The sequence below is a fragment of the Kitasatospora sp. NPDC048722 genome (assembly GCF_040650235.1).
In the GTDB taxonomy this organism is placed as follows: domain Bacteria; phylum Actinomycetota; class Actinomycetes; order Streptomycetales; family Streptomycetaceae; genus Kitasatospora.
Map to the genome: position 1 here is coordinate 41,147 of NZ_JBEZGX010000008.1, position 24,751 is coordinate 65,897.

The window sequence follows — 24,751 nt, forward strand, 5'->3', positions numbered from 1 at the left end:
CGACAGTTTCATCATACGCTGAAACTAGTTTCATCGTGCAATGAAATCAAAGCCCGGCGGCACCAGGCCCGGCACCTCCCCCGCCTCCGAGCACTGTCGCTCCTCGACCTCCGCCAGAGCTCCGGCAGAGGTCCGCCGAGGCGGCGCGACCGGCCTCGACGCCCGATCGGACGACCCGGCGTCGAGGCCTGTCACGGCGCTACCGCTCGTAGACCATCTCGGGGAAGCGCGGCGACGGGCCGTCCAGGAGGTGGTCGTCGTGGCCGCGCAGCCAGCGGTCGAAGAACGAGGCGACGTAGGAGCGGGTGGCCAGCACCGCGCGGTCCGGGCGGACGTCGCCGACGTCGTCGGTCAGCTGCGCCTGGCTGATCGCACCCTGGCGGGCGAGCTGGGGCAGCAGGGACTGCGCGTCCGTGTAGGAGCCGTGGCGCGAGCCGGTGAGGGTGACGTCGGCGTGCCAGCCGGTGCTGTGCTGCCACAGGGCGTCCCAGCCGGGCTGCCGGTGGTAGCTGCCGGAGTCCGGGTTCTGGGTGCCCATGAGCAGGAACGGGCGGGTCAGGCCGTCCTCGGCGACGGTGGGCAGGTGGACGCCCGTGCCGTCCGGGCCGGGGAAGTGCAGCTGGCCGTCGAGGTTGACGCCGACCTTGAGGCGGGGGTCGTCGTGCATGGTCTGGAGGGCCGTGGAGCCGCCCCCGGAGTGGCCGACCATGCCGATCCGGTCGAGGTCGAGGGAGCCGGCGAGGCCGGCCGGCAGCTGTTTGTCGTGGCGCAGCCCGGCCAGCTGGTCCAGCACGAAGCGGGTGTCGTCGACCCGGGTCTGCAGCGTCTTGCGCAGGAGGGCGCCGATGTCGAGGCCGGGCTGGGCCATCAGCGCGGGGAAGACGGAGGTGGCGAGGTCGCCGTCGGGGAAGGCGACCTCGGACGCGTCGTAGGTGTGGTCCACCGTGACGACGACGTAGCCGCGCGAGGCGAGGTCCTCGACCAGGCCGGTGCCCCACGTGCGCGGGTCGCCGAAGCCCGCCGAGTACAGCACGACGGGCCGCTTTCCGCCCGGGAGGGCGGGCGCGTCGGCGCGGGCGTGGGTGCGGATACCGGCCCAGTCGGTGCGGCCGGGCTCGAAGCCGTTGTCGCTCTGGCCGACGCTCCCGGCGTTGCCGAAGTGGTCGGCGGCGGCGGGGACCATGTACGGCGCGCGGTCGGAGCCGACGGCGGGCCGCGTGGTCGGGTACCAGAAGCTGATCATCAGCTTGCGGTGCTGACCGGGCTTCCAGGGGTCGTCCCGGCGGTCGTCCGTGAGCTGCAGGGACGTCGTGCCGACCGGGTACGGCCCGGTGGGCTGCGGCAGCCAGGCCCTGGCCTGCTGCGCAGCCCCGTCGTTCGGTGCCGCCACCGCGCCCGGTGCGCCGACCGCGCCCAACGTCGCCGTCGCCGCCAGCAGCACCGCCGCCACGGCCCGTCCTCGCCTGCTCATCGCCGTTCCTCCTCGTTCGGTTCCGCCTTCGCCTTCAACACGAGCGACGGTACGGGCGAGGAGGGGCGGAAACCGTCATACCGGGGTGCCAAGTCCCCCCGTAGTACCCCGGTATGACGGCGTTCGGCGCTACAGGTACTTCTTCAGCTCCCGGCGCGCCAGCGAGCGCTTGTGCACCTCGTCCGGTCCGTCGGCCAGGCGCAGCGTGCGGTTGCCGGCCCACAGCTGGGCGAGCGGCGTGTCCTGACTGACGCCGGCGGCGCCGTGGGCCTGGACGGCCTTGTCGAGGATCCACTCGACGGTGATCGGGGTGGCGATCTTGATGGCCTGGATCTCGGTGTGCGCGCCGCGGTTGCCGACGGTGTCCATCAGCCAGGCGGTCTTGAGCACGAGCAGCCGCAACTGCTCGATGCGGACCCGGGATTCGGCGATCCAGTCCTGCACGACGCCCTGGTCGGCGAGCGGCCGGCCGAACGCGGCGCGGTCGACGGACCGGCGGCACATGAGCTCCAGTGCGCGCTCGGCGATGCCGATGGCGCGCATGCAGTGGTGGATGCGACCGGGGCCGAGGCGGGCCTGGGCGATCGCGAAGCCCGCGCCCTCCTCGCCGATCAGGTTCGCGGCGGGGACGCGGACGTCCTCGAACAGCACCTCGGCGTGGCCGCCGTGGTCGGAGTCGTCGTAGCCGAACACCTTCATGCCCCGCTTGACGGTGACGCCGGGGGTGTCACGCGGCACGAGGATCATGCTCTGCTGCCGGTGCTTGGCCGCACCGGGGTCCGTCTTGCCCATCACGATGAGGATCCGGCACTGCGGGTTCATCGCGCCGGTGATGTACCACTTGCGGCCGTTGACCACGTACTCGTCGCCGTCGCGCTCGATGCGGGTGGCGATGTTGGTGGCGTCGGAGGAGGCGACCTCGGGCTCGGTCATCGCGAAGGCGGAGCGGATCTCCCCGTCGAGGAGGGGCCGCAGCCAGCGCTCGCGCTGCTCGGGGCTGCCGAACTGGGCGAGCAGCTCCATGTTGCCGGTGTCGGGGGCCGCGCAGTTGAACGCGGGCGGGGCCAGCTGGGGGCTGCGGCCGGTGATCTCGGCGAGCGGGGCGTACTGGAGGTTGGTGAGGCCGGCGCCCTCGTCGCCGGGGAGGAAGAGGTTCCACAGGCCCTGCTTGCGGGCCTCGGCCTGGAGGTCCGCGACGACCGGCGGAACGCTCCAGGCGGGGCGGGCGGGGTCGGCGAGCTGCTCTTCGAGGACGGGCTCGGCGGGGTACACGTGCTCGTCCATGAAGGCGAGCAGCTGCTCGCGGAGCTGGTTCGTGCGGGCGTCGTAGGCGAAGTCCATCAGGCTGCTTCCTTCAGGGTGGTCAGACCGTACCGGGCGAGGATCGGGGCCATCTCGCCGGCCCGCTCGAAGCCGGCGCCGAGGGTGCCGCCCTGCTGGAAGCGGTAGTGGATGCCCTCGGCGACGACGGCGAGCTTGAAGGCGGCGAAGGCGACGTACCATTCGAGGTCCGAGGCCTGGCGGCCGGTCAATTCCGCGTAGTGGGCGACCATTTCCTTGCTGGAGGGGAAGCCCGGTGCGGTCATGGCGGCCGGGATGATGCCGCCGCCGACGCCGGCGACCTCCGTGTACATCACCAGGAGGCCGATGTCGGTGAGGGGGTCGCCGAGGGTGGACATCTCCCAGTCGAGCACGGCGGCGATCGTGTCGTCCGCGTCCACCAGCACGTTGTCCAGCCGGTAGTCCCCGTGGACGAGCGCGGGGGCGGGCGACTCGGGGCGGCGCGCGGAGAGGAGGTCGTGGAGCCTGTCGAGCTCGGGGAGGTCCCGGCTGCGGGAGGCGGCGAGCTGCTTCGACCAGCGGCGCAGCTGGCGTTCGAGGTAGCCGTCCGGGTGCCCGAAGTCGTCGAGCCCGACGGCGGCCGGGTCGATCCGGTGGAGGGCGGCGAGGGTCGAGACGAGGCGGCGACCGAGGGCGCGGACGCGGTCCTCGCCGAGGGCGACGAGAGGGGCGGCGTCACGGTGGGCGATGCCGGGGACGTACTCCATGAGGTACCAGGGGGCGCCGAGCACGTCCGGGGTGGGGTCGTGGTGGAGCGTGCGCGGGACGGGGACGTCGGTGTCCCGGAGGGCGGTCATGACGCGGTACTCGCGGCCCATGTCGTGAGCGGTGGCGAGGACGTGCCCGAGGGGCGGCCGGCGGAGGACCCACCTCGTGGTGCCGTCCGCGAGGACGTAGGTGAGGTTGGAGCGCCCGCCCTCGATGAGCTCGGCGCCGAGAGGGCCCTGGACGAGGCCGGGCAGCTCACGGTCCAGGTGGGCCCGCAGGCGCCCCAGGTCCAGCCCGGGCGGATCGGCGGGGGTCGTCTCGGGCATCGGGCGGCTCCTGGGTGGCGTCGGTTCCATCGCGTTGACTAAGCGCTTGCTTAGCATTCATCCCGCCGATCCCCCTGTCAATGACACGTGCCCCGGACCGGACCGGTCCGGGGCACGGTCACCCCGAGGAGGAAATCCGCGATATCAGGCCCCGGAGGCTGCACGCAGCCACCTCCGCCACCTGCGGAAGAGATCGAGGCGGCCTACCGGGTGGTGGACCGCCGATGGCCGACCCGGGCCGCAGCGATTCGGACTCACCGTCACGCCCGAGGGTCACCAGACATGGCTGGACACCCCGGCCAGCTCCTGGCCGATGGATTGACAGAGCCGTGGGTGGGCGTCAGATGGAGCCGAACTCACCGGCGGCAGTTGCGGCGATGAAGGATCGCCAGGCGTCGGAGGGGAAGAGCAGGACGGGCCCTTCCGGGTCCTTCGAGTCGCGGACGGGAACAGTGCCGGGGAAATCAGGCGAGACCTCTACACATGAACCGCCGTTACCGGAGTGCGACGACTTGAACCAGGAAGCGCAGGAGAGGTCTGGGCGGGTCATGGGTCAAAGTTCCTTTCGGGCCTTGCGAATCAGCTCAAGGGTCGCTGCACTGGTCAGCGCTTCCACCTGCAACCGATCGTAGGCCCTTTCCCATGCCCTGACAGTCCCGTCTTCCCGCACGACGAAGCCGTGATCCGCAGATTCCGTGTAGCCGACCACAGAGCGGTCGGCAAAAGTCAGCAGAGTGACGAAGGACCAGAACGGAGCATGCTCGGCCAAGCTGAACGGGGCCACCTGGAAGATCACGTAAGGCTTCGCAGCCATCTCGGCCAGGTGATCAAGCTGCGCACGCATCGTCGCCGCGCCACCCACCTGGCGATAGAGGCCACTCTCATCTATCACCGCGTGGATGACTGGCGGCGCGGCACGCTTGAGCAGCCTCTGCCGCGTGACGAGGAACTTCACTCGCTCGTCAGCCTGGTCCGGCGTACTGCTTCCTCGCTGCACCGCGGCCGCTTCGATCGCGGAAGCATAGGCCTTGGTCTGGAGCAGCCCAGGGATGAGATTCGGTTCATAGATCCTGATCTCCGACGCACGCGCCTCCTGCGCAGCATGCTCCGGAAAGCCCTCCAGGAAGCCCTTCCTCCTCATCCCGACCCACATCAACTCCAGCGTCTGGCCCGTCCCGAGCGCCTGGTCGGCCGCCCTGACGAAGTCACGACTGGTGGATTTGCGGCCCGTTTCCACGGCCGAGATGTAGCTGTCCGAGTACCCCATGGCCTGGGCCAGGTCTTCCTGGGTCCAGCCAATCGCCTCGCGTGAGCTGCGAAGTAGCGCACCGAAGGCTTCGCGAGGGGATGACGTCGGGTCAAGATTCCTACGGTTCACGGGTCACGCTCAATTCCACTTGATACGCAGACAAGTTGAACGGTTCCCCAGCGTAGACGACAGTGGGCGCTGTCGGTAGTCGTTCCACCACGGAGAGGAGCGGACCTTGAACAGCCGCAAGCCCCCACACACCCTTCACGCCTCCGGAGTTGAGGCCCTCGAGCGCCTCCAGGCGGTGATCTACCTGGCCAAGACCGGCCCCACCTTCCCCGAGCTCGAAATGCGCAGCTGCGAGGAGTACGCCCTCGCCTTCAACTGGGGCGTCCGCCTCACCGTCATCGACGACGACCTCAACGCGCCCCCGGACTCCCGGCCGAACCTCCAGATCGCCCTCCAGCACATCCGCGCCGCCCGATCCGGCGCGCTGCTGGTCCCCAGCAAGGCCACGATCTCTCCCATCGACGGCGAGTTCCACGAGTTCTCCCGGCAGGTGGAGAAGGCCGGCGGCTTCGTCCAGGTCTCCCGCCGGTGACCGCCCGCCGCTTCACCATCGTCCGCGCCGCCAACACCGCCTACCCGACCTGGGTCATCTACAGCCACCGCACCCGCCGCCTCGTCCGTGCCCTCCCGCCCCGGCCCGAGCCCCTCCGCTTCTACTCCTACGACCGGGCCCTGACCTGGGTGCACAGAAACGAAACCCCGTGACCGACACCTACGAGATCCGCCTCATCGACTCCCGCAGCCCCCACTTCCTCCTCCTCGAATGCTGGGGCATCTGGGACCACACCCGCCGCGAGTACCTCCGTGCGCCGGGCTCCTCGGACCGGATCCGGCGCTTCTACACCCGCGCCTCCGCCCAGGCCTATGTCCGGCACGAGCTCCTGAGCGATCGTCCGGCATAGTTCAACGTCCGTGATTTGCCCGGTGGTTCAACTCCTTCACCCACGCCGCTCCAGCCTCGACAGGCATCGATCAAAGTGTTCTGATGATCGAACTGTCGATCTATTCCCGGAGGTACGGTGCGGGTCTCTCGCGGCACGACCGGTCTGCTGGCGGTGGGGGTCCTCGCGGCTCTCGTCCTGGCTGCGGGAGGGCTCGACTCCCGGGGCAGACCCACCGCCACCGGCACGACTCCTGCCGAGAGCCCCACCCCGACCCCGGCCCCGACCACCGAGAGCCCGTCCCCCTCCCCCACCCCGACTCCCACCTGGGACGGGCAGGTCAAGATCCTCGGGGACGGCTCGACGTCCTACACCGGGCCCCAGCCGAAGCAGCCCACCCCGGAGAGGCTCAAACCCGGCGAGAAGCCCCCGCAGTTCGTCGTCTTCTCCTGGGACGGCGCCCTCGAAGGCGACGACCACCTGTTCTCCCGCTTCCGGAAGCTCGGCGAGGAGAACAACGCCCAGATGACCTACTTCCTCACCGGCATCTACACCCTCCCCAAGTCCAAGCGCACCCTCTACCAGCCGCCCCGGCACGACCCCGGCTCCGCCTCGATCGACTTCGCCACCGACGCCCACGTCAAGGACACCCTCGAACAACTGCGCCTCGCATGGCTGGACGGCAACGAGATCGGCACCCACTTCAACGGCCACTTCTGCGGCCCGAACGGCGGCGGCGACTGGACCTCCGACGAGTGGAAGAGCGAGCTCGACCAGTCCGTCTCCTTCGTCACCAACTGGAAGACCAACACCGGCTTCAAGGACCTCCCGCCCCTCCCCTTCGACTACACCAAGGAGTTGGTCGGCGGTCGCGCCCCCTGCCTGGAGGGACAGAGAAACCTGCTCGTGGCCGAGAAGGCCACCGGATTCCGCTACGACGCCAGCTCCCGGGGCGAGTTCCAGGTCTGGCCGATCAAGAAGGAGGGCATCTGGAACTTTCCGCTTCAGCTGCTGCCGTTCCCCGCGAGGTCCTCGCAGGGCCTCTCCATGGACTTCAACTTCCTCGCCGGCCAGTCCGGGGACAGCACCAAGGGCGACCCGTCCAAGTACCCGGCCTGGGAGAAGGAGGCCCGGGACAGCTACCTCGCCGGCTTCGAGCGCGTCTACAACGGAAGCCGGGCCCCGCTCTTCATCGGGAACCACTTCGAGACCTGGAACGGCGGCATCTACATGCAGGCCGTCGAGGACGTGATCAAGAGCGTGTGCCGGCGCGAGGGCGTCCGTTGCGTCTCCTTCCGCCAGGTCGCCGACTGGCTCGACGCCCAGGACCCGAAGGTCCTCGACAAGCTCCGGCAGCTCGACCCCGGACAACCGGCCGACTGGTCCCGCCTCGTGAAGTGACCGGCCCCTCGGGGCGAGCGAGAAGTCGGCCCCACCGACTTCTCGCCCGCCCGGGGCCCGACGTCACCGCCGCGCCAGCGCCAGCACGCTCAGCCCGAACATCGCCACGCCCAACGGCAGGTGGACCGACGGCACGTGCGCGACGCCGAGCACGACCTGGACGGACGCGAGGACCAGGAAGCCCGACGCCTCCCAGACCGGCCGCACCGGGCCGCCGCCCGGCTTCCAGGCCAGCACCGCCGCCAGCACGTAGAGCATCGACGCCCCGTACATCACCCGGGCGCCGACGCTGTGCAGCGTCTGTCCGTAGGACGTGGTCAGCAGCAGCCCGGCGGAGACGGCCTGCAGGAAGATCGTCAGGGTCTGGAGCGTGATCGCGGCCCGCACGAACGGGAAAGCGCGCGGCACGGGAGTCGTCTGCGTCGCCATGTCTCGGTCCTCTCTTCTGTAAGGTCTCACCAGCCCGACGACGCGGGCCCGCGAAAGGTAAGGCGAGAGGCGGTCGGGCATGGGATCGGCGAAGGACGGCATAGCCGGCGAGCGGCGCCGACTGGTCAACATCGCCTACCGCTTGCTCGGCTCCCTCGCCGAGTCCGAGGACGCCGTCCAGGAGGCCTACGCCCGCTGGTACGCGCTGCCAGGAAACCGGCGCGAGGAGATCGTGTCCCCCGGCGCGTGGCTGACGACGGTGACCGGCCGCATCTGCCTGGACGTGCTCGGCTCGGCGCGGGCCCGCCGTGAGCGGTACGTCGGCGCCTGGCTGCCGGAGCCGCTGCCCGACCGCTGCGAGCGGGACGGCGGCCAGGAGAGCCTCGCCGACCAGGTGGTCCTCGACGAGTCGGTGGCGATGGCCTTCCTCGTCGTCCTGGAGTCGATGACGCCCGCCGAACGGGTGGCGTTCGTCCTGCACGACGTCTTCCGCTACCCCTTCGCCGAGATCGCCGGCGTCCTCGGCCGCACCCCGGCGGCCTGCAAGCAGCTGGCGTCCTCCGCCCGGCGGCGGGTGAGCGCAGCGCCCGCCCCCGCAACGGCCACCGGGCAGGCCGACACCGTACGGCGCCTCAAAGAAGCCTGGGAGAACAAGGACGTCGCCGCCCTCGTCGCCGTGCTCGACCCCGCCGCCGTGATGACCGCCGACGGCGGCGGGCTGGTCGGCGCCGTCCTGCACCCGGTCGAGGGCGGCACGCGGATCGCCCGGTACATGCTCGCCGTCACCGACCAGGCGCCGGGGCTGGAGCTCCTGGAGCGGTCGGTCAACGGCGCGCCGGGCCTGGTGGCCCGGCGCGCCGGGGTCGTCATGACGGTGGCGTCGTTCGACGTCGCCGACGGCCGGGTCACCCGGATCTGGGCGGTCCGCAACCCGGAGAAGCTCCAGCCCTGGACGCGTTGAGCCCTACCCGGCCGCCTTCATGAACGAGGTCCAGATCCGCGCCGGCAGCTCCGAGTCCGGAGTGTCCGGGGCGGCCCCGCCGAGGCCCTCCAGGGAGAGCAGCTTCATGTCCTTCAGGTCCGCCCGGAACACCGTCACCGCCGTCGACACCCGTGCGTTGTAGCCGACGAACCACCCCGCCGTACGGTCCACGGTGGTACCGGGCTTCGCCGCCGCGTCCGGGCCGGCCTCCTCCGCCGCCTGCGCGCTGCCGCCGCGGACCGCGCCCTTGAGCGCCGCGTCGACCTCCTCCGCCACAGCCGCGCTCAGCGCCTGGACGGCCGCCGGCAGCCGCAGCGCGAGCGGCTCGCCGTTGCGGGTGATCCGCAGCACCGAGTAGGGGTCGGTGTGGCTGCCCTTCGCCGCGAAGGCGGCGTACGCGCCCGCGGCCCTGATCGCGCTCGGCGTGGAGTTGCCGACGCCGAAGGCCGGCACGAGCTCGCCCATGCTGCCCGGGAGGAGGCCCAGGTCCGTGGCGGTCTGCTGGACCCGGTCCAGGCCGACGTCCATGGCGAGCTGGGCCATCGGTCCGTTGACGGACTGCTCGATCGCGCTCCGCAGGCTCACCGGTCCCCAGCTGCGCCCGCCGTCGTTGGCGGTCTTGGCGCTCTTCCCGTCGCGCCCCCAGTACGGGCCCTCCGGGGTCGTCAGGTTCACCCCGTGATCGCCGTTGTAGACGGTGCTCGGCGCCACCGGCGTACGGGCGCCGCCGCGCTGGCGCTGCACGCCCTGGCCGAGCCCTGCCGCGTACACCAGCGGGGCGAAGGCCGAGCCCATCGGCACCGACGAGGTGTTGGCGTTGTCGTAACCCTGCTTCAGGTAGTCCGGGCCGCCGTACAGCGCGACCATCCGACCGTCCGGGGTCACCGACGCGGCGCCGACCTTCACCAGCTTGTCGGCCTCGCGGGCGTTCGGGTCGATCCCCTTGGTGGCCTCCTGCACGGCCGCTGCCAGGGCGGTGACCCGCGGCTTCTCGAAGGTGGTGAAGATCTGGTGGCCGCCGAGGTCGAACTGGGCGGGGGTGATGTCGCTGTGGCCCTCCACGTAGGCCCTGGCCATGTCCACCAGGTAGCCGACCTGGCCGCTCAGCCCCGCCGCCTTCGGCTGGGGTCGGGGTTCCGGGAGCACCGTGTAACCGGCGCGCTCGGCGGCGGACAGCTTGCCGGCCTTCACCATGCGGTCGAGGATCCAGGCCCACCGGTCCTCGGCGCGCTCGCGGTTCTCCTCGCCGAGCGCCGGATCGAACTGCCCGGCGCCCTTCAACAGGGCTGCCAGGAAGGCCCCCTCGCTCGGGTTCAGCTGGGAGACGTCCTTGCCGTAGTACGCGGCGGCGGCCCGTTCGATGCCGTAGCTGCCGCGCCCGAACCAGCTGGTGTTCAGGTAGCCGGCCAGGATGTCCCGCTTGGTCATCCGCTGGTCGAGCTTGATCGCGATGACGGCCTCGCGGAGCTTGCGGGACATGGCCTGACGCTGGTTCAGGTAGCTGTTCTTGACGTACTGCTGGGTGATGGTCGAGCCGCCCTGGGTGTCGCCGCCGGTGGCCATCGCGACGACCGCCCGGCCGATGCCCGAGAGCGAGATCCCGGGATCCGAGTAGAAGGTCTCGTTCTCCGCGGACAGCACCGCCCACTGCACCGGTTCCGGCACCCGGTCGAGCGGCACCTCCTGACGGTTGGTCTCGCCGATCCGGGCCATCTCGGTGCCGTCCGCCCAGTAGTAGACGTTGTTCTGCTGGGTGGCGAAGGCGTTCAGGTCCTCGGGCACCTCGGTGGTCGCGTAGAGCCAGGCCGCCACCGCCGTCAGCGCCGCCGCCCCGGTGCCGGAGAGCAGGAGCAGCTGCCGCCACGACGGCAGCCAGCGGCGGATCCCGCGCCGGCCCCGGCGCGGGTAGTCGAGCCGCCGGGACGGACGCCGTCGCCGGCGCCCGGGCCTCTCCTCGTCGCCCCCGCCATCGCCATCGCCCTCACCCCGGTGCAAACGCACAGTCCGGTCTCCGATCCGTCGGTGGGTACAGTCCCCTCGAACGGACATACGCCGCCGGGACCCGTCGCGGGCGGCATCAAACCGGTGTGATCATGTTCATACCGCACACGACCGCTCACGTTGAACCACCGCCGAACCGCCGCCGTCGGCGCCCGGCACCGCGCCTGAACTGGACGACCCGCCAGAATGACCGCATGAGGTTGATCCACACCGTGGCCGGCGTGCTCGTGCTCCTGCTCGTCATCGGCAGCATCCTGCGCACGCTCGTCGTACCCCGCGGCCTGTACTCGGCGCTGGTCTTCCGGCTCTGGGCCGCGCTCCGGCTGCTGCTGCGCATCTGGGCCGCACCCTTCGGCACCTACCGGGCGCAGGACCGGGCGCTGACCTGGCTCGCGCCGCTCGTGCTGCTGGGCATGCTCGGGGTGTGGCTCAGCGGGATGCTGCTCGCGTACACGCTGCTGCTGCACGGCACGTCGGACCTCGACTGGTCGGTCTCCTTCCGCGAAGCCGGATCCAGCCTCTTCACCCTCGGCTTCGCGAGCGGCGATCGCCTGCGCCTGTCCGTGATCGACTTCCTCGCCGCCTCCAGCGGCCCGCTGGTCATCGCGCTGCAGATCGCCTACCTACCCACCCTCTACGCCGCCTACCAGCGGCGCGAGACCGAGGTGACGCTGCTCCAGTCCCGGGCCGGCGAGCCCGCGTGGGGCCCGGAGCTGCTCGCCCGGCAGTCCCTCGTCGACACCGAGACCGCCCTGCCGCAGCTCTACCGGGACTGGGAACGGCTGGCCGCCGACATCGGCGAGAGCCACTCCAACTACCCCGTGCTGCTCTCCTTCCGCTCCCCGCAGCCCAACCGCAGCTGGGTGGTCGGCCTGATCGCGGTCATGGACGCCGCCGCCCTCCACCTCGCCCTGTGTCCGCGCTCCGCCCCGCCCGAGGCCCGTCTGGTGATCCGCGCCGGCTTCACCGCGATGCGCGACATCGCGCGCGCCCTGCGCATCGACTTCGACCCCGACCCGGACCCGGCCACCCCGATCCGCCTCACCTACGCCGAGTACATCGGCGCCGTCGCGATGATCACCACCGCCGGATTCGCCCGCGAGCGCCCGGTCGAGGACGCCTGGCGCCACTTCAACGGCTGGCGCGTCAACTACGAGGCCCTCGCCTACGAACTCGCCCGCCGCAGCGACGCCGTCCCCGCCCTCTGGACCGGCCCCCGCGACTTCCGCGCCCCCGTCATCCCCCCGACCCGACCCGCCGACCGCCGCCCCGACCAGCCCGGGCCCGCCCTTCCCCCGGCCTGACGGGGGCGGCCGGCCGCGGCGCACGCAGGCCGCCGCCCCGACCGGCCCCACCGCGCCCCGGCCAGCCCGGCCGTCGCTCCGGCCGCCCGACGGGGCTCGCCGCAGCGCACGGTCACCGTCGCCGGATCGGTAAAGCAGGGGTCATTACCGGGTAAAGAACTTCACCGCTTATGATCGCCGCGTGAATCACGAGGTCATCGACGGAATACCAGTCCTGTGGGCCCCCGCGCCCGGCCCGCTGGAGGCCGAGCTCATCTTCGGGTGCGGGGCGCGGGACGAGACGCTGCGCACGCTCGGGGTGGTCCACCTCGTGGAGCACCTGGCGATGAGCACGCTGCCGCGGCTCCACCACGACCACAACGCGTCCGTCGACCTCGAACTCACCAGGTTCACCTGCTCCGGGCAGCCCGAGCAGGTCGTCGACTACCTGGGCCGGGTGTGCGCCGCGCTGAGCGAACTGCCACTGGACCGCATCGACCGGGAGGCCGGGGTCCTGGAGGCGGAGGACGGCCGGGTCGCCGCGTCCCAGACCGCCGAGCTGCTCTCGCACCGGTACGGCGTCCAGGGCCTCGGGCTCGCCGCCTACCGCGGGCCGGGCGCCGACCGGATCACCGTCGAGGCCGTCCAGGACACGCTGTTCCGGTACTTCCACGCCGGCAACGCCGTCCTCGTCCTCACCGGCCCGCCGCCCGCCGGGCTGCGCCTGCCGCTGCCCGCCGGCGCGCGGCCCGACCGCGCCGGCACCCGGCCCGCGCTGCTCAGCGGCCGGTCCTGGCGCCAGGAGGACGTCCCCGGCCCAGGCATCGCGCTGCACGGCGGACTGGCGGACGCCGCCCTCATGGCGGCCGTCGCCGTGTTCGCCCAGCGCCTGCGCGACAGTGCCCGGCACGACAGGGGCCTCACCTACGACGTCGGCGGCAGCCTCGACAACGCCGGGGCGGCCACCGGCGAGCACACCGTGTACCTCGACGCCCGCGAGGGCCGGGAACAGACCGTCAGCGAGCTGCTCTGGCACGAGGCGCTGCGGCTCGCCCGCGACGGCGTCACCGAGGCCGAACTCGCCGAGGAGCGCGAGGGCATGCGCGAGGTCTGGACCGACCCGCGCAACACGATCGCCGAACTCGGCCACGCCGCCGCCCGGCTGCTGTTCGGCGAGACCTACCGCGACGCGCCCGCGCGCCTCGACGCCCTGACCGCCGTCACCCCCGACCGGGCCCGGCGGGCGTTCGCGGACGCGCTGCGCACCGCCCTGCTCGTCGTGCCCTGCGGCGTCGAGGTCTCCCCCGTCCTGCCCGACGGCACCCCGGTGCCCCGTCACCGCTGCACCCACCACACCGAACTCCCTGCCGACGGCGAGGTGTTCAAGCCCCCGCTGGCCGACCGGCTGCGCTACTCGGCGGCCCGCAAGACCCGGTTCGTCGTCAACCACGCCGGGGTGTGGGCGCGCGAACCCGACGGCGAGATCCACCACGTGCCGTTCGACGACATCGCGGCCGTCGAGGTCCGCGGTCCGGCCCGGATCGTGTACGGGCGCAGCACCTGCTTCGTGCCCGTCGTCCCCGATCTGATCGGCGACATCGGCGCGGCCACGCGGGCGATCGACGCCGCCGTGCCGGCGCACCTCGTCTACCACGCCTCCGCTCTGCGCAGCGCCGACTGACCGGTCCCCACCGACCGGCCCCGACCACCACCTCCGAGGATCCACCGTGCCCACGTACGCCGCCATCACCTCCGCCCCCTCCGAACAGGTGCTCACCGCCCTCGCGCGGGGCAAGCGCGGCGGCTACCTCTACCGGGGACCGCACGGCACCGGCCTGCTGTTCGACCCGCCGAAGCCGCGCTTCGGCCGGATCAGCCGCAGCCGCATCATGGACCCGGCCTGGATGCTCGCCGTCGACTCCAAGACGACGGTGTGGCTGCTGGAGGACGCCGAATGGGGCCTGTGCGTCACCGTCTGCTTCCCCGGCGGCGGGTACGAGAACATGGGCTGGGCCCGCGACTGGACCCCGCCGGCCGACCCGGCCGAGTACGCCGCCCACCGGGCCGACTGGGACTCCTACTGCGGGAGGATCGCGCGCAAGGCCGGTCTCGCCGACCCGGCCGCGCTCGCCGGGCTGCGCAACGACCCGGCACCGGACGGCAGCCGGACCTCCGGGGAGGAGCTGATGCGCCGCCTGTGCGAGCTCGTGGGCGCGCCGACCGTGGTGATCGGCCAGTCCCTCGGCCTCCAAGCGGGGCCCGCCGGGCGGGACTTCGTCCGCTTCGAGGCCAAGGGACGCTAAGCCGAGGGGGTCACACCTCGACGGGCGCCGACGAATCCAGCGAGCGCTCGGCGGCCGCGAGGATCTCCACCACGCGCAGCCCGAACTCCGCGCCGCACGCGTGCGGTTCGCCCGTGCGCGCGGAGTCCCGGAGGGCGTCCAGGGCGCGGTGCAGGGCCGCGATCGGGCCCTCGCCGCGCTCCGGCAGGTGGGACACGCCGTGCTCGCCGCGGATCTCCATGCCCGTGCCGCCGGCCGCGACCGGCGCCGTCAGGCTGAGCGCCAGCGTGCTGGACGCGCCGCCCGCGTGGCGCAGCACCAGGTGGATGGTGTCGAGCGGGCCCGCGACGGCCGTCACCTGCGTCGCGTCGCCGAGCACCGGCAGCAGCACGGACAGCGCGTGCGGGCCGACGTCCCACAGCGCGCCCTTCTCCTGCCGCCACGGCGACGCCGCGTACGGGCTGCCGCTGCCGGGGGCGAACACCGAGCCGAGCCAGTCCGAGCGGCCGGTGAACCAGCCGCCCAGCGCGGCCTGTTGCTCGATCCACGGGATCTGGTCGCCGCCGAAGCGGACGGTGAAGAACACGACGGACGCGACGCGGTGCCGCTCGACGGCCCCGGCGACGCGCCGCGCGTCCGGGACGGTCAGCGCGACCGGCTTGTCGAGCAGCAGGTGGCAGCCGGCCTCGGCGGCGCGCACCGCGAGGTCGGCCTGGACGGTCGGCGGCAGCGCGATCGAGACCGCGTCCACCTCGGCGAGCAGCTTGTCGAGGTCCGCGTACCCGGGCACGCCGTGCGCCGCGCCGAGCGCCGTGGCGGCCTCGGGACGGCGCCCCCACACGCCCGCGAACTCCAGCCCGGGGTGGTCGGCGAGGACGGGCGCGTGCACGCGCTCCGCCCAGGGGCCGGTGCCCAGCAGTCCGATTCGCACAGGGTCCTCCAAGGTGTTGCGGTGGTTCAGTTCTGCACGCGCGCCAGCGTGAAGCCGTCGTACCCCTTGCTGCCGACGGTCTGCACGGACGTCGCGGTGACGCGCGGCTCGGCCGCGATCACGTCGTGCAGCCTACGCGTGGCGACGACGGCGGCGTCGGTGCTCGCGGCGTCCGCGACGGCGCCGCCGCGGACCACGTTGTCGACCACGATCAGCGAGCCGGGCCTGGTCAGCTCGAGCGCCCACGCGAAGTACGCCGGGTTGTTGACCTTGTCGGCGTCGATGAAGACGAGGTCGAAGGGCTCGCCGCCCTCCGCGCCGATCACGGCCAGCGAGTCGAGGGCGCTGCCGAGCCGCACCTCGGCCACCTTGTCCAGCCCGGCCCGGGCGAGGTTCCCCCGGGCGACCTCGGCGTGCTTCGGGTCGATCTCCAGGGTGATCAGCGTGCCGTCCGCCGGCAGGGCGCGGGCCAGCCAGATCGCGCTGTAGCCGCCGAGCGTGCCGACCTCCAGGATCCGCCGGGCCCCGACCGTCAGCGCCAGCAGGTGCAGCAGCTTGCCCTGGTTCGGGGCGACGGCGATGGGCGGCAGGCCCGCCGCGTCGGCGGCGGCGGCCGCGGCCTCCAGGACGGGGTCGTGACCGACCAGCGTGTCCGAGAAGTACGCGTCCACGGCGTCCCAGGTCGGCTGCGTCATCGGGGCCTCCAGTGCTCGGTGCGGTGCGGGCGGTGCGTGATCACACGCTACTCCGCACCGCCACTGACACAGGTGACCCCGCGGACGGAACGTCAGTCCGCCACCGGCTCCTTGACGCTCCCCGATGCCGCCTCCGCCGCCTCGTGCGCGGCGTGCGCCTTCGCGGCGCGCCGCTTCATGAACCACGCCGAGCCGGCGCCCACGACGACGGCCGCCGCCAGACCGGCCCACGAGAAGCGCGACAGCCACGGCTCGATGCTCTTGCCGACCTTGTAGACCAGCAGGGTCGTGCCGCCGGCCCAGACCACGCCACCCAGCACGTTCGCGATCAGGAACTTCCAGTACGGCATCTTCAGCGCGCCCGCCAGCGGCCCCGCGAAGATGCGCAGCAGCGCGATGAAGCGGCCGAAGAAGACCGCCCACATGCCCCAGCGCTGGAACGAGCGCTCGGCGGTGGCCAGGTGGGACGGGCCGAAGTGCTTGGGGAACCTGCGGCCGAGCTTCTCGAACAGCGGCTTGCCGCCCTTGCGCCCGATCGAGTAGCCGATCGAGTCGCCGATGATCGCCCCGGCGATCGCCACGCCGGCGATGCCCCACGGACTCACGACGCCCTTAACGGCCATCAGCGTCGCCGTGACCAGCGCGATCTCGCCGGGCAGCGGGATGCCCAGCGACTCCAGACCGATGATCAAGCCCACGAGGCCGTACACGGCCCCCGGGGGGACGCTCTCGATCCAGGCGTCGATGTGCAAGGCCAGTACCTCCGTGGCAGGTCGGTGCGGGCGCGCCCCTGTGCGGTGCGCCCGTCCCGGCGGTCTTCCGATGGCGGCACGCGGGCCGCTCCCCCTCTGAGCAGGCAGCCTAACGTGCCGGCCGGGCGTGTTCTCCCCGCCGATCGCCTGGTCTTACCCGGTCTTACGACGTACGGGCCGCGACGGAGGTTCCGGTACCTTCGGCCGATTCCCTCTTTTCGGCAAAGCGCAGTGCGACCACGGACGGCCTGCCGTTGACGCGGGCCGCGAGGGGCAGCAGCGCCCGGACGAGCCCGCGCCCGCCCTCCGGGTACACCTCGCGGACGTCCGTCACCGCCGGGTGCGCGGTGGTGAGCTTCCCTCGCTCGTCCGCGTCCATGCCGAACGGCATGGCCGGCGCCCGGTAGTGCTTGTCCCGCAGCTTCCCCCGGACGGCCCGCGCGCTGAACCAGCGCGGCACGGCGTCGAGGACGAAGGTCGCGCCGGGGAAGCGCTCGGCGCAGGCCGCGATCAGCCCGCGGACCTCGGGCGGGCGGAGGTACATCAGGAGGCCCTGGGTGCTGATCAGCACCCCCTGCGCCGGGTCCACCTCGTCCATCCAGCGCGGGTCCGTGGCGGAGCACACGACGATGCGGTGGCGCTCGTCCGGCGGGAGCAGGCGCTCGCGCAGCGCGGCCGTCTCCGGCAGGTCGACGGAGATCCAGCGGGCGCGCCCGTTGTCGACCCGCCAGGCCTGCGTCTCCAGGCCCTCGCCCAGGCAGACGACGGTGCCGCGCGGGTGCCGGGCCAGGAAGTCCGCCACCTCGCGGTCGAAGCACGCCGCCCGCAGCGCCTGGAGCTGTGCGACCGCCGCCCGGCGCCCGAACCGCTCCTCGAAGGGGAAGTCGATCCGCCCGACCAGCTCGACCGCCTTCGGATCGTGCAGGACCGCGTCCGGCCGCTGGGCCTCCACCGCCCGGTGCCACAGCGTCCACAGCGCCGTCTCCGGCACCTCCCCCAACTCCGGCCGCTCCACGCCGCCCATCGCCCACTCCCTCCGCCGTCCACCGAGCACCCGCTCGAACCCGCCGATTCTCACACCCCGGGACGACGGCCGCGCGAGCCGACGCGCGGCCGGGCCCGCCGGAGCGGGCCGGCGCCGCCTCAGCCGACGCTGAAGGCGCCGTCCGGGGGTGGCGGGGAGTCGGTGGCGTCGGCGTCCGTCACCGGGGGTGTGCGGCCGACCAGGGCGGCGAGGTCGGTGCCGTCCGTCAGGCGGGCCGGGAAGATGTCGGCGGCCAGGGCGCGGGAGAGGTCCGCGACCGGGAGCGGGGCGGCCGAGCCGGCCAGCAGGATGTTGCCGTAGCGGCGGCCGCGCAGCACCGGGGCCTCGGCGATCAGGCAGACCTCGGGGAACACCGCCCGCAGGGTCGCCGCCTGGGCGCGGGCGAAGGCCAGCGGCGGGCCGTCGGCGAGGTTCGCGGCGTAGCAGCCGCCGGGGCGCAGCGCGGCGGCTGCCAGGCGCAGGAACTCCACCGACGTGAGGTGCGCGGGCGTGCGGGAGCCGTGGAAGACGTCGGCGACGACGAGGTCCAGCGATCCGCCGGGTACGGCGGCCAGGGCGGTGCGGGCGTCGCCGACCGTCGCCGTGATGTCGACGCCCGGTCCCTGCCACGGCAGGTGCTCCTCGACCAGGGCGAGCAGGGGGCCGTCCACCTCGACGACCTGCTGCCGCGACCCGGGCCGGGTCGCGGCGACGTACCGGGGCACGGTGAGCGCCCCGCCGCCGAGGTGGAGCACGTCGAGGGGACGCCCGGCGGGGGCGAGCGCGTCGGCGAGGTGGCCGAGGCGGCGGGTGTACTCGAACTCCAGGTGCGTGGGGTCGGCGAGGTCGACGTACGACTGCGGCGTGCCGTCGAGGGTGAGCAGCCAGCCGCCGTCGCGGTCGATGTCCGGCATGAGCTTGGCGAACCCGAGGTCGGTGGGCCGCCCGACCGGCACCGGCTCGTCGGTCACGCGGGCTCCCCGACCGGCACGGCCGGCAGGTAGGCGTCGAGCCAGCGGTCGAGCTCGGCGAAGACCTGCGTGCGGGCGCTCTCGCCGGACAGGACGAGGTCGTGCATGCCGCCCTCGATCCGGACGATGGTGACGTGCCGGCCGAGGTGCGGGCCCTGGGCGGCGATGTCGTCGGCGCGCAGGACCCCGTCGGCGTGGTGCAGGGCGTTGTGCCACTTGGTGGTGGAGATCGACGCGGTGGAGGCCATGAGCAGCACCGGCACGTCGATGCCGAGCCCGCGCCGCACCCGCCGGTGCCCCTGGTGGATGGCCGCGAGCCAGCCGGCGAACAGCGGGAAGCCCTCGGGCCGCTTGAGCCGCAGGTCGAAGTCCCACTCGCCGCGGTGGTCCTTGTGGAGGCTGTGCGTGTAGTGCGGGTTCAGCGCGGACGGCAGCACGCGCGTCGGCGCGACCCGGGCGATGGCCGAGACGGCCGGCCCGCCGAAGGTCACGGCGGCGGCCGAGGCCGGCATGGAGAGGAAGGGGCTGTTCAGGAACAGCCCGTCGATCAGGCCCCGCCCGGAGCGCCGACCGGCCCACAGCGCTCCGATCAGGCCGCCGGTGGAGTGCCCGTTCAGCAGCACCTGCCGGTGCCCGTCCACCTCGCGGACGATCCGCACCGCCTCGTCGATCTCCTCGTCGTACTCGACGAGGTCGCGCACGAAGTTCGGCGACTGGTGCGGGCGCAGCGAGCGCCCGTACTTGCGCAGGTCGAGCGCGTAGAAGGAGAACCCGAGCGCGGCGAAGTGGTCGGCGAGGTTGGTCTGGAAGAAGTAGTCGTTGTACCCGTGGACGTACAGCACGGCCTTCTCGGAGCCCGGCACGAGCCGGCGCACGAGCGTCGCACAGACCTCGCCCTCGTAGTCGCGCCGCAGCGGCAGCTCGGCCGCCTCGTAAGGGGCACCCAGGATGTCTTCCCGAAACTCCATCGCTTCTCGCCGCACCTATCCGCACTCGGGCCCGCCGCAGCAGGTCTCCACCGTTCCCGAGCCCCGACGATACCGGCCGGTAGCCCCGTCCCGCGCGGCGGTGTCCACCCGGCGGGTGGTAGCCGGGTGCCCGGGCGTCGCACCACCGGACCGCTCCCCGTGCGCCTGTGGTGCGCCGGTGAGGGTGTGGAACGCTACCCGGATGCGCGTCACTTCCCGTGACCGGCAGGCGAGTTGAGGGGGCCCGTAGATGGTGCGGCAGGGTGGGGGTTCGATGGCGGGGCAGGCCGGGGCGACGGGGCACGGAGGGGCGGCCGGGCACACCGATCCGTCCTTGTACCGGTCGGCCGCGGAGGCGATCGCCGCGCCGGCCGAGACGCTGGCGTACGTCGCCGGGTTCGACCGGGCGGGGCGGCGGCCGGACGCGCTGCTGACGGTGGACGTCGACCCGGCCTCGGCGAGCTACGGGCGGGTGCTGAACTTCGCCGAACTGCCCACCCTCGGGGACGAGTTGCACCACTTCGGGTGGAACGCCTGCTCCAGCGCGCTCGCACACGCCTGCCACGAGAACCCGGAGCGGCGCTACCTGCTGCTGCCCGGGCTGCGGTCGTCGCGGGTGCACGTGATGGACACCCGGCCCGATCCGGTGCGGCCGCGGCTGGTGAAGACGGTGGAGGCGGCGGAGCTGGCGGCCAGAGCCGGGTACTCGCGGCCGCACACGCTGCACTGCGGGCCGGGCGGGGTGTTCCTGTCCTGCCTCGGCGCGGGCGACGGGACGGACGGGCCGGGCGGGGTGGCACTGCTCGACCACACCACCTTCGACGTGCTGCGCCCGTGGGAGACCGAGCGCGGGCCCCAGCACCTCGCGTACGACGTGTGGTGGCACCTCGGGACGAACGTCGGCATCACCAGCGAGTGGGGCACACCGCGGATGGTCGAGGACGGGGTGGTGCCGGAACTGCTGCTCGGGCGCAAGTACGGGCACGCCCTGCACTTCTGGGAGCTGGACTCGGGCCGCCACCTCCAGCGGGTCGACCTCGGCGACCGGTACCAGATGGTCCTGGAGCTGCGCCCGGCCCACGACCCGCAGGCGGAGTGGGGCTTCGCGGGCGTCGTGGCGAACGTCGAGGACCTCTCGTCCTCCGTCTGGCTCTGGTACCGGGACGGGCCGGCGTTCACCGCGCGCAAGGTGATCGACGTCCCGGCCGAGCCGGCCAAGACCGAGGACCTGCCGCCCGCGCTCCAGCCGTTCGGCGCGGTGCCACCGCTGGTCACCGACATCAACCTGTCGGTGGACGACCGCTGGCTGTACGTGTCGGCGTGGGGAACCGGCGAGATCTTCCAGTTCGACGTGTCGGACCCGTTCCACCCCCGGAGGACCGCCTCGGTGCGCCTCGGCGGGGTCACCGCCCGCACCCCTCACCCGGCCGAGCCGCGGCGGCCGCTCAGCGGGGCGCCGCAGATGGTCGAGATCAGCCGGGACGGACGGCGGCTCTACCTCACCAACTCGCTGTACGGCGCGTGGGACGACCAGTTCTACCCGGACGGCATCGAGCCGTGGATCGTCAAGCTGGACGCGGACACCGAGACGGGCGGGCTCACCGTGGACGAGCGGTTCTTCCCGCACGGCGAGGAGTTCCGCGGGCTGCGGGTGCACCAGACGCACCTCGCGGGCGGCGACGCCTCGTCCGACTCGTACTGCTACCGGTAGACGCTCCGGTGCACGGCACTAGCGACAGCCGCCGCCAGGGGTGAGCACCTGGTCGTGGCGGATCCGGGCGGCGGGGAGCCCGGTCGCGACCAGGAGGAGGTCACGGTCGCCTGCGGAACGGTCCTCCCCGGCCGGCAGCACGGCGCCGCGCGGCGGGCCGAGGCGCAGCGTGTCGCCGACGGCGGTGCGCTCGACGAGCGCCGCGCTGACGCCGCCGGGGCCGGTGCGGCGGACCTGGAACTCCAGCTCGTTGTCGTCGCGCGGCGCGCAGCCCATCGGGTACTGCCGCCAGGTGTGCGGAAGCAGCGGATGCTCGACGGTGCCGTACTGTCCGGCGCGGTACGGGTAGGGCTCGCCGGTGCGCACGCGCAGGACGGCGAGGTCGGGGCGGCGGCGCTCGTGCCCGGTCACCACGGCGTGCCAGTAGGGGGGTTCGGTGAGCGCGGAGTCGGCGCCGGCCGTCATGGCGTCGACGGCGAAGCGCAGCATCCGGATCCAGGCCTCCTCCGGTTCCGCGCTCCACCGGCTGCCCGCGCGGTGGCGCAGGGCTTCGCGCAGGGCCTCCTCGAATGCCTCGTAGTGCACCGGGCGGACGCCCAGTTTCCGGTGCTCACGGCCGAGTTGACGGAGCATCAGGTGAAGCTCGGCCGGGCGGTGAAGATGGTCGACGAGGTGCCGGAAGATCCGCTCCAGATGGGCCTGCTGGAACCCCATCGAGGCGGGGAAGAGCGCCCGCAGGTAGGGGCGACGGTGGAACATGACGGCGTAGAGGCGGTCGATCAGGGCGGCGAGCGGCTCGACGAGCGGGAGGTCGCGCCGGATCAGGAGCTGATCGGCGGCGCCGTCGTACCCGTGGGCCTCGGCGTTCGGTTCGAAGGAAGCCGAGGGGGTGAGGAGTTGACGCCGGAGGCGCATCGCGTGGTGGCGCGCGATCAGCCGGTCGTACTCGGCGGTGGTGGTCGTGGGGCTGCTGCTGATCTCCATAACCAGCCCAGTCAACGGCCTGCCCCGGCCCGGCCGGAAGGGCCGATGGCCCCGGGGAAACCCGGGACCATCGGACCGGACGTCAGCCCTTGGGTTCCGAGGTGCGGCTCCCGGCGACCGGACGGGACTCCCCCTCGGTCCGCGCCGCGAGCTCCGTCGCCGCCCAACTGGCCAGCAGCCGCAGGGATTCGGCCGACGCGGAGCCGGGCTCGGCGTGGTAGGTGACGAGGACCTGGTCGGAATCGTCGCCGGCCGGACGCAGCGTCTCGTACTGGAGGCTGAGCCGGCCGACCACCGGGTGGTGCATCTCCTTGGTGCCGTGCCCCTTGTCCTGCACCCGGTACGCGGCCCACATCCGGCGGAACTCCTCGCTCTTGAGGGAGAGTTCGCCGATCAGGGAGGCCAGACGCGGGTCGTCCGGGTCGCGCCCCGCGTCCAGCCGCAGGATGCCGACGACGTCGCTCGCCTTGCCCTCCCAGTTCAGGTACAGCTCGCGGGCGGCCGGGTCGAGGAAGACGTGCCAGGCCATGTTGCGCTGCTCGGGCGGCATGGCGCCGAAGTCGCCGAGCAGGGCGGTGCCGAGCCGGTTCCAGGCGACGATGTCGAGCCGCCGTCCGAGGACGTACGCGGGCACGCCCTCCATCGCGTCGAGCAGTTGCTGCAGCGCGGGCCTGACCTGCTGGATCCGGACGGCGGCGCGGCCGGCGCGGCGGCGGGCGGGCCTGGTGAGCCGGCCGAGGTGCTCGCGCTCGGCCGGGCCGAGCCGCAGTGCGCGGGCGATGGCGTCCAGGACGGCGGAGGAGACGCTCTCGCCGTGGCCCTGCTCCAGCCGCGTGTAGTACGCGGTGCTGACCCCGGCCAGCTGGGCCAGCTCCTCGCGGCGCAGCCCCGGCACCCGGCGGCGGGTGCCGAGGTCGGGCAGGCCCACGTCCTCGGGCCGCAGCCGGGCGCGGCGGGATCGGAGGAACTCGCTGAGTTCGGTGCGCTGGTCCATGTCTGCAGTATGCGGGCGAGCAGCCGCTCCGGGGGGCGGGCGAGGGTGATACTGCCGTGCGTAGGTTGCGCGCTACTACGTTCCGCTTCCGTACGTCGGGGTTGCGTACGCCCGGGTTGCGTACGTTGATCGTTGGTCTGGTTGGCCCGCGCGGCCCGGCGCAGCCTTGAGGGCATGACGAACACGGCCATCACGAACGACGCGACCCAGGCTCCCACCCGCACGGTCGCCGCCTACGCGGCGCCCGCCGCGAACTCCCCGCTCCGCAGGACCACCGTCGAGCGCCGGGCGGTCGGCGAGCACGACATCGTGATCGACGTCCGGTTCTCCGGCATCTGCCACTCCGACATCCACCAGGTCGGTGAGGACTGGGGCACCGGCATCTTCCCGATGGTGCCGGGCCACGAGATCGCCGGCGTCGTGAGCGAGACCGGCCCCGGCGTCACGAAGTGGAAGGTCGGCGACCGCGTCGGCGTCGGCTGCTTCGTCGACTCCTGCCGCGAGTGCGACAACTGCGTGTCCGGCCTGCAGCAGTACTGCACCGGCGGCGGCATGACCCCCACCTACAACGGCATCGGCCGCGACGGCCGGCCCACCTACGGCGGCTACTCGGCGGAGCTGGTCGTCGACGAGGGGTACGCGCTGCGCATCCCCGACAACCTGCCGCTCGACGCCGCGGCGCCGCTGCTGTGCGCGGGCATCACGCTGTACTCGCCGCTCGCCCACTGGGGCGCGGGCCCGGGCAAGAAGGTCGCGATCGTCGGCCTCGGCGGGCTCGGTCACATGGGTGTCAAGATCGCCCACGCCCTGGGCGCGGACGTCACCGTGCTCAGCCAGTCCCTGCGCAAGCGCGAGGACGGTCTGAAGCTCGGCGCGGACGACTACCGGGCCACCTCCGACCCGGCCACCTTCACCGAGCTCGCGGGCCGCTTCGATCTGATCGTCAACACCGTCTCGGCCGACCTCGACCTCAGCGCCTACCTCGGACTGCTGCGCGTCGACGGCACCATGGTCCAGGTCGGCGCGCCGGAGAAGCCGGTCACGGTGAACGCGCACGCGCTGCTCACCGGCCGCCGCTCGCTGGCGGGCTCCATGATCGGCGGGCTGCCGGAGACCCAGGAGATGCTGGACTTCTGCGGCGAGCACGGCATCGCCGCAGAGATCGAGCTGATCGGCGCCGACCGGATCAACGAGGCCTACGAGCGGGTGCTGGCCGGCGACGTCCGCTACCGCTTCGTGATCGACGCCGCGACCATCTGACCCCGCCCGGCCGCAGAACGCGACGCCCCGCCCTCGGT

General features: G+C 72.7%; 25 protein-coding genes. 10 read left to right on the forward strand and 15 right to left on the reverse strand.

Annotated features, from left to right (window positions below; translation table 11 throughout):
- Nucleotides 1–199 precede the first annotated feature (199 nt).
- The 5 genes from AB0C76_RS08755 to AB0C76_RS08775 form a co-directional block, all read right to left on the reverse strand.
- Nucleotides 200–1,471, reverse strand: a complete 1,272-nt coding sequence (locus AB0C76_RS08755; protein WP_359961780.1) for an esterase — start codon at nucleotides 1,469–1,471, stop codon at nucleotides 200–202.
- Between the two features lie 129 nt (nucleotides 1,472–1,600).
- Entirely contained in the window at nucleotides 1,601–2,812 is a 1,212-nt protein-coding gene (locus AB0C76_RS08760) for an acyl-CoA dehydrogenase family protein (RefSeq protein WP_359961783.1), read from the reverse strand.
- Nucleotides 2,812–3,846 (reverse strand): phosphotransferase family protein, encoded by a 1,035-nt coding sequence (locus tag AB0C76_RS08765; RefSeq protein ID WP_359961785.1) that lies wholly within the window; start codon nucleotides 3,844–3,846, stop codon nucleotides 2,812–2,814. The genes AB0C76_RS08760 and AB0C76_RS08765 overlap by 1 nt, the downstream gene beginning before the upstream one ends.
- A gap of 340 nt (nucleotides 3,847–4,186) precedes the next feature.
- The gene (locus AB0C76_RS08770) at nucleotides 4,187–4,396 is read right to left on the reverse strand and encodes a DUF397 domain-containing protein (protein ID WP_359961788.1); all 210 of its coding nucleotides are present in this window, start codon (nucleotides 4,394–4,396) and stop codon (nucleotides 4,187–4,189) included.
- A gap of 3 nt (nucleotides 4,397–4,399) precedes the next feature.
- Nucleotides 4,400–5,224, reverse strand: a complete 825-nt coding sequence (locus tag AB0C76_RS08775; RefSeq protein WP_359961791.1) for a helix-turn-helix transcriptional regulator — start codon at nucleotides 5,222–5,224, stop codon at nucleotides 4,400–4,402.
- A 106-nt stretch (nucleotides 5,225–5,330) separates the two neighbouring features.
- On the opposite strand from AB0C76_RS08775, the gene AB0C76_RS08780 reads away from it, so the two are divergent.
- The 4 genes from AB0C76_RS08780 to AB0C76_RS08795 all read left to right on the forward strand — a co-directional run bounded on the left by AB0C76_RS08780 (nucleotide 5,331) and on the right by AB0C76_RS08795 (nucleotide 7,446).
- Complete coding sequence (locus tag AB0C76_RS08780; RefSeq protein WP_359961793.1) at nucleotides 5,331–5,696, forward strand: hypothetical protein; 366 nt, start codon at nucleotides 5,331–5,333, stop codon at nucleotides 5,694–5,696.
- Nucleotides 5,693–5,869: a hypothetical protein gene (locus tag AB0C76_RS08785; protein ID WP_359961796.1), complete on the forward strand. Its 177-nt coding sequence runs from the start codon at nucleotides 5,693–5,695 to the stop codon at nucleotides 5,867–5,869. Before AB0C76_RS08780 ends, AB0C76_RS08785 begins: the two co-directional genes overlap by 4 nt.
- Nucleotides 5,866–6,066: a hypothetical protein gene (locus tag AB0C76_RS08790; protein ID WP_359961799.1), complete on the forward strand. Its 201-nt coding sequence runs from the start codon at nucleotides 5,866–5,868 to the stop codon at nucleotides 6,064–6,066. The genes AB0C76_RS08785 and AB0C76_RS08790 overlap by 4 nt, the downstream gene beginning before the upstream one ends.
- A gap of 117 nt (nucleotides 6,067–6,183) precedes the next feature.
- Nucleotides 6,184–7,446, forward strand: a complete 1,263-nt coding sequence (locus AB0C76_RS08795) for a hypothetical protein (protein WP_359961802.1) — start codon at nucleotides 6,184–6,186, stop codon at nucleotides 7,444–7,446.
- Between the two features lie 63 nt (nucleotides 7,447–7,509).
- On the opposite strand, the gene AB0C76_RS08800 is transcribed toward AB0C76_RS08795, so the two are convergent.
- Nucleotides 7,510–7,875: a hypothetical protein gene (locus tag AB0C76_RS08800; protein WP_359961805.1), complete on the reverse strand. Its 366-nt coding sequence runs from the start codon at nucleotides 7,873–7,875 to the stop codon at nucleotides 7,510–7,512.
- 79 nt (nucleotides 7,876–7,954) lie between these two features.
- On the opposite strand from AB0C76_RS08800, the gene sigJ reads away from it, so the two are divergent.
- Nucleotides 7,955–8,836, forward strand: coding sequence for an RNA polymerase sigma factor SigJ (sigJ, locus tag AB0C76_RS08805; protein WP_359961808.1), 882 nt, complete (start codon nucleotides 7,955–7,957; stop codon nucleotides 8,834–8,836).
- 3 nt (nucleotides 8,837–8,839) lie between these two features.
- Here the strand turns inward: sigJ and AB0C76_RS08810 are convergent, their stop codons facing one another.
- Nucleotides 8,840–10,858, reverse strand: a complete 2,019-nt coding sequence (locus AB0C76_RS08810; RefSeq protein WP_359961811.1) for a transglycosylase domain-containing protein — start codon at nucleotides 10,856–10,858, stop codon at nucleotides 8,840–8,842.
- 194 nt (nucleotides 10,859–11,052) lie between these two features.
- Here AB0C76_RS08810 and AB0C76_RS08815 point away from each other — a divergent pair, with 194 nt between their 5' ends.
- The 3 genes from AB0C76_RS08815 to AB0C76_RS08825 all read left to right on the forward strand — a co-directional run bounded on the left by AB0C76_RS08815 (nucleotide 11,053) and on the right by AB0C76_RS08825 (nucleotide 14,444).
- On the forward strand, nucleotides 11,053–12,162 hold the full coding sequence (locus tag AB0C76_RS08815; protein ID WP_359961814.1) for a hypothetical protein: 1,110 nt from the start codon (nucleotides 11,053–11,055) through the stop codon (nucleotides 12,160–12,162).
- Between the two features lie 181 nt (nucleotides 12,163–12,343).
- A complete protein-coding gene (locus AB0C76_RS08820; protein WP_359961817.1) occupies nucleotides 12,344–13,822 on the forward strand; it encodes an insulinase family protein in 1,479 nt (492 codons plus the stop codon).
- A 46-nt stretch (nucleotides 13,823–13,868) separates the two neighbouring features.
- Nucleotides 13,869–14,444, forward strand: a complete 576-nt coding sequence (locus AB0C76_RS08825) for a hypothetical protein (RefSeq protein ID WP_359961820.1) — start codon at nucleotides 13,869–13,871, stop codon at nucleotides 14,442–14,444.
- Nucleotides 14,445–14,454: 10 nt separating this feature from the next.
- Here the strand turns inward: AB0C76_RS08825 and AB0C76_RS08830 are convergent, their stop codons facing one another.
- From AB0C76_RS08830 to AB0C76_RS08855, 6 genes are all read right to left on the reverse strand, one after another.
- Nucleotides 14,455–15,354 carry a Gfo/Idh/MocA family oxidoreductase gene (locus AB0C76_RS08830; protein ID WP_359961823.1) on the reverse strand — a complete coding sequence of 300 codons (900 nt, stop codon included), beginning with the start codon at nucleotides 15,352–15,354 and terminating at the stop codon, nucleotides 14,455–14,457.
- A 26-nt stretch (nucleotides 15,355–15,380) separates the two neighbouring features.
- Nucleotides 15,381–16,049 carry an O-methyltransferase gene (locus AB0C76_RS08835; protein ID WP_359961826.1) on the reverse strand — a complete coding sequence of 223 codons (669 nt, stop codon included), beginning with the start codon at nucleotides 16,047–16,049 and terminating at the stop codon, nucleotides 15,381–15,383.
- Between the two features lie 92 nt (nucleotides 16,050–16,141).
- On the reverse strand, nucleotides 16,142–16,801 hold the full coding sequence (locus tag AB0C76_RS08840; RefSeq protein WP_359961828.1) for a DedA family protein: 660 nt from the start codon (nucleotides 16,799–16,801) through the stop codon (nucleotides 16,142–16,144).
- Nucleotides 16,802–16,964: 163 nt separating this feature from the next.
- Nucleotides 16,965–17,825, reverse strand: a complete 861-nt coding sequence (locus AB0C76_RS08845; RefSeq protein WP_359961831.1) for a class I SAM-dependent methyltransferase — start codon at nucleotides 17,823–17,825, stop codon at nucleotides 16,965–16,967.
- Between the two features lie 119 nt (nucleotides 17,826–17,944).
- Complete coding sequence (locus tag AB0C76_RS08850; RefSeq protein ID WP_359962122.1) at nucleotides 17,945–18,739, reverse strand: fused MFS/spermidine synthase; 795 nt, start codon at nucleotides 18,737–18,739, stop codon at nucleotides 17,945–17,947.
- Nucleotides 18,740–18,792: 53 nt separating this feature from the next.
- On the reverse strand, nucleotides 18,793–19,764 hold the full coding sequence (locus AB0C76_RS08855; RefSeq protein ID WP_359961833.1) for an alpha/beta hydrolase: 972 nt from the start codon (nucleotides 19,762–19,764) through the stop codon (nucleotides 18,793–18,795).
- 274 nt (nucleotides 19,765–20,038) lie between these two features.
- Here AB0C76_RS08855 and AB0C76_RS08860 point away from each other — a divergent pair, with 274 nt between their 5' ends.
- Nucleotides 20,039–21,475, forward strand: coding sequence for a selenium-binding protein SBP56-related protein (locus AB0C76_RS08860; RefSeq protein ID WP_359961836.1), 1,437 nt, complete (start codon nucleotides 20,039–20,041; stop codon nucleotides 21,473–21,475).
- Between the two features lie 18 nt (nucleotides 21,476–21,493).
- Here the strand turns inward: AB0C76_RS08860 and AB0C76_RS08865 are convergent, their stop codons facing one another.
- Both AB0C76_RS08865 and AB0C76_RS08870 read right to left on the reverse strand, forming a co-directional pair.
- Nucleotides 21,494–22,459 (reverse strand): globin domain-containing protein, encoded by a 966-nt coding sequence (locus tag AB0C76_RS08865; RefSeq protein ID WP_359961839.1) that lies wholly within the window; start codon nucleotides 22,457–22,459, stop codon nucleotides 21,494–21,496.
- A gap of 82 nt (nucleotides 22,460–22,541) precedes the next feature.
- Nucleotides 22,542–23,453: a helix-turn-helix transcriptional regulator gene (locus tag AB0C76_RS08870; protein ID WP_359961842.1), complete on the reverse strand. Its 912-nt coding sequence runs from the start codon at nucleotides 23,451–23,453 to the stop codon at nucleotides 22,542–22,544.
- 174 nt (nucleotides 23,454–23,627) lie between these two features.
- Here AB0C76_RS08870 and AB0C76_RS08875 point away from each other — a divergent pair, with 174 nt between their 5' ends.
- Nucleotides 23,628–24,713, forward strand: a complete 1,086-nt coding sequence (locus AB0C76_RS08875; RefSeq protein ID WP_359961845.1) for an NAD(P)-dependent alcohol dehydrogenase — start codon at nucleotides 23,628–23,630, stop codon at nucleotides 24,711–24,713.
- Nucleotides 24,714–24,751 lie beyond the last annotated feature (38 nt).

Coding starts and splice junctions, on each gene's coding strand:
- AB0C76_RS08755 (WP_359961780.1), bottom strand. CDS start 1,471: ATGAGCAGGCGAGGACGGGCCGTGGCGGCGGTGCTGCTGGCGGCGACG.
- AB0C76_RS08760 (WP_359961783.1), bottom strand. CDS start 2,812: ATGGACTTCGCCTACGACGCCCGCACGAACCAGCTCCGCGAGCAGCTG.
- AB0C76_RS08765 (WP_359961785.1), bottom strand. CDS start 3,846: ATGCCCGAGACGACCCCCGCCGATCCGCCCGGGCTGGACCTGGGGCGC.
- AB0C76_RS08770 (WP_359961788.1), bottom strand. CDS start 4,396: ATGACCCGCCCAGACCTCTCCTGCGCTTCCTGGTTCAAGTCGTCGCAC.
- AB0C76_RS08800 (WP_359961805.1), bottom strand. CDS start 7,875: ATGGCGACGCAGACGACTCCCGTGCCGCGCGCTTTCCCGTTCGTGCGG.
- sigJ (WP_359961808.1), top strand. CDS start 7,955: ATGGGATCGGCGAAGGACGGCATAGCCGGCGAGCGGCGCCGACTGGTC.
- AB0C76_RS08815 (WP_359961814.1), top strand. CDS start 11,053: ATGAGGTTGATCCACACCGTGGCCGGCGTGCTCGTGCTCCTGCTCGTC.
- AB0C76_RS08835 (WP_359961826.1), bottom strand. CDS start 16,049: ATGACGCAGCCGACCTGGGACGCCGTGGACGCGTACTTCTCGGACACG.
- AB0C76_RS08845 (WP_359961831.1), bottom strand. CDS start 17,825: ATGGGCGGCGTGGAGCGGCCGGAGTTGGGGGAGGTGCCGGAGACGGCG.
- AB0C76_RS08850 (WP_359962122.1), bottom strand. CDS start 18,739: ATGCCGGACATCGACCGCGACGGCGGCTGGCTGCTCACCCTCGACGGC.
- AB0C76_RS08855 (WP_359961833.1), bottom strand. CDS start 19,764: ATGGAGTTTCGGGAAGACATCCTGGGTGCCCCTTACGAGGCGGCCGAG.
- AB0C76_RS08860 (WP_359961836.1), top strand. CDS start 20,039: ATGGCGGGGCAGGCCGGGGCGACGGGGCACGGAGGGGCGGCCGGGCAC.
- AB0C76_RS08865 (WP_359961839.1), bottom strand. CDS start 22,459: ATGGAGATCAGCAGCAGCCCCACGACCACCACCGCCGAGTACGACCGG.
- AB0C76_RS08870 (WP_359961842.1), bottom strand. CDS start 23,453: ATGGACCAGCGCACCGAACTCAGCGAGTTCCTCCGATCCCGCCGCGCC.
- AB0C76_RS08875 (WP_359961845.1), top strand. CDS start 23,628: ATGACGAACACGGCCATCACGAACGACGCGACCCAGGCTCCCACCCGC.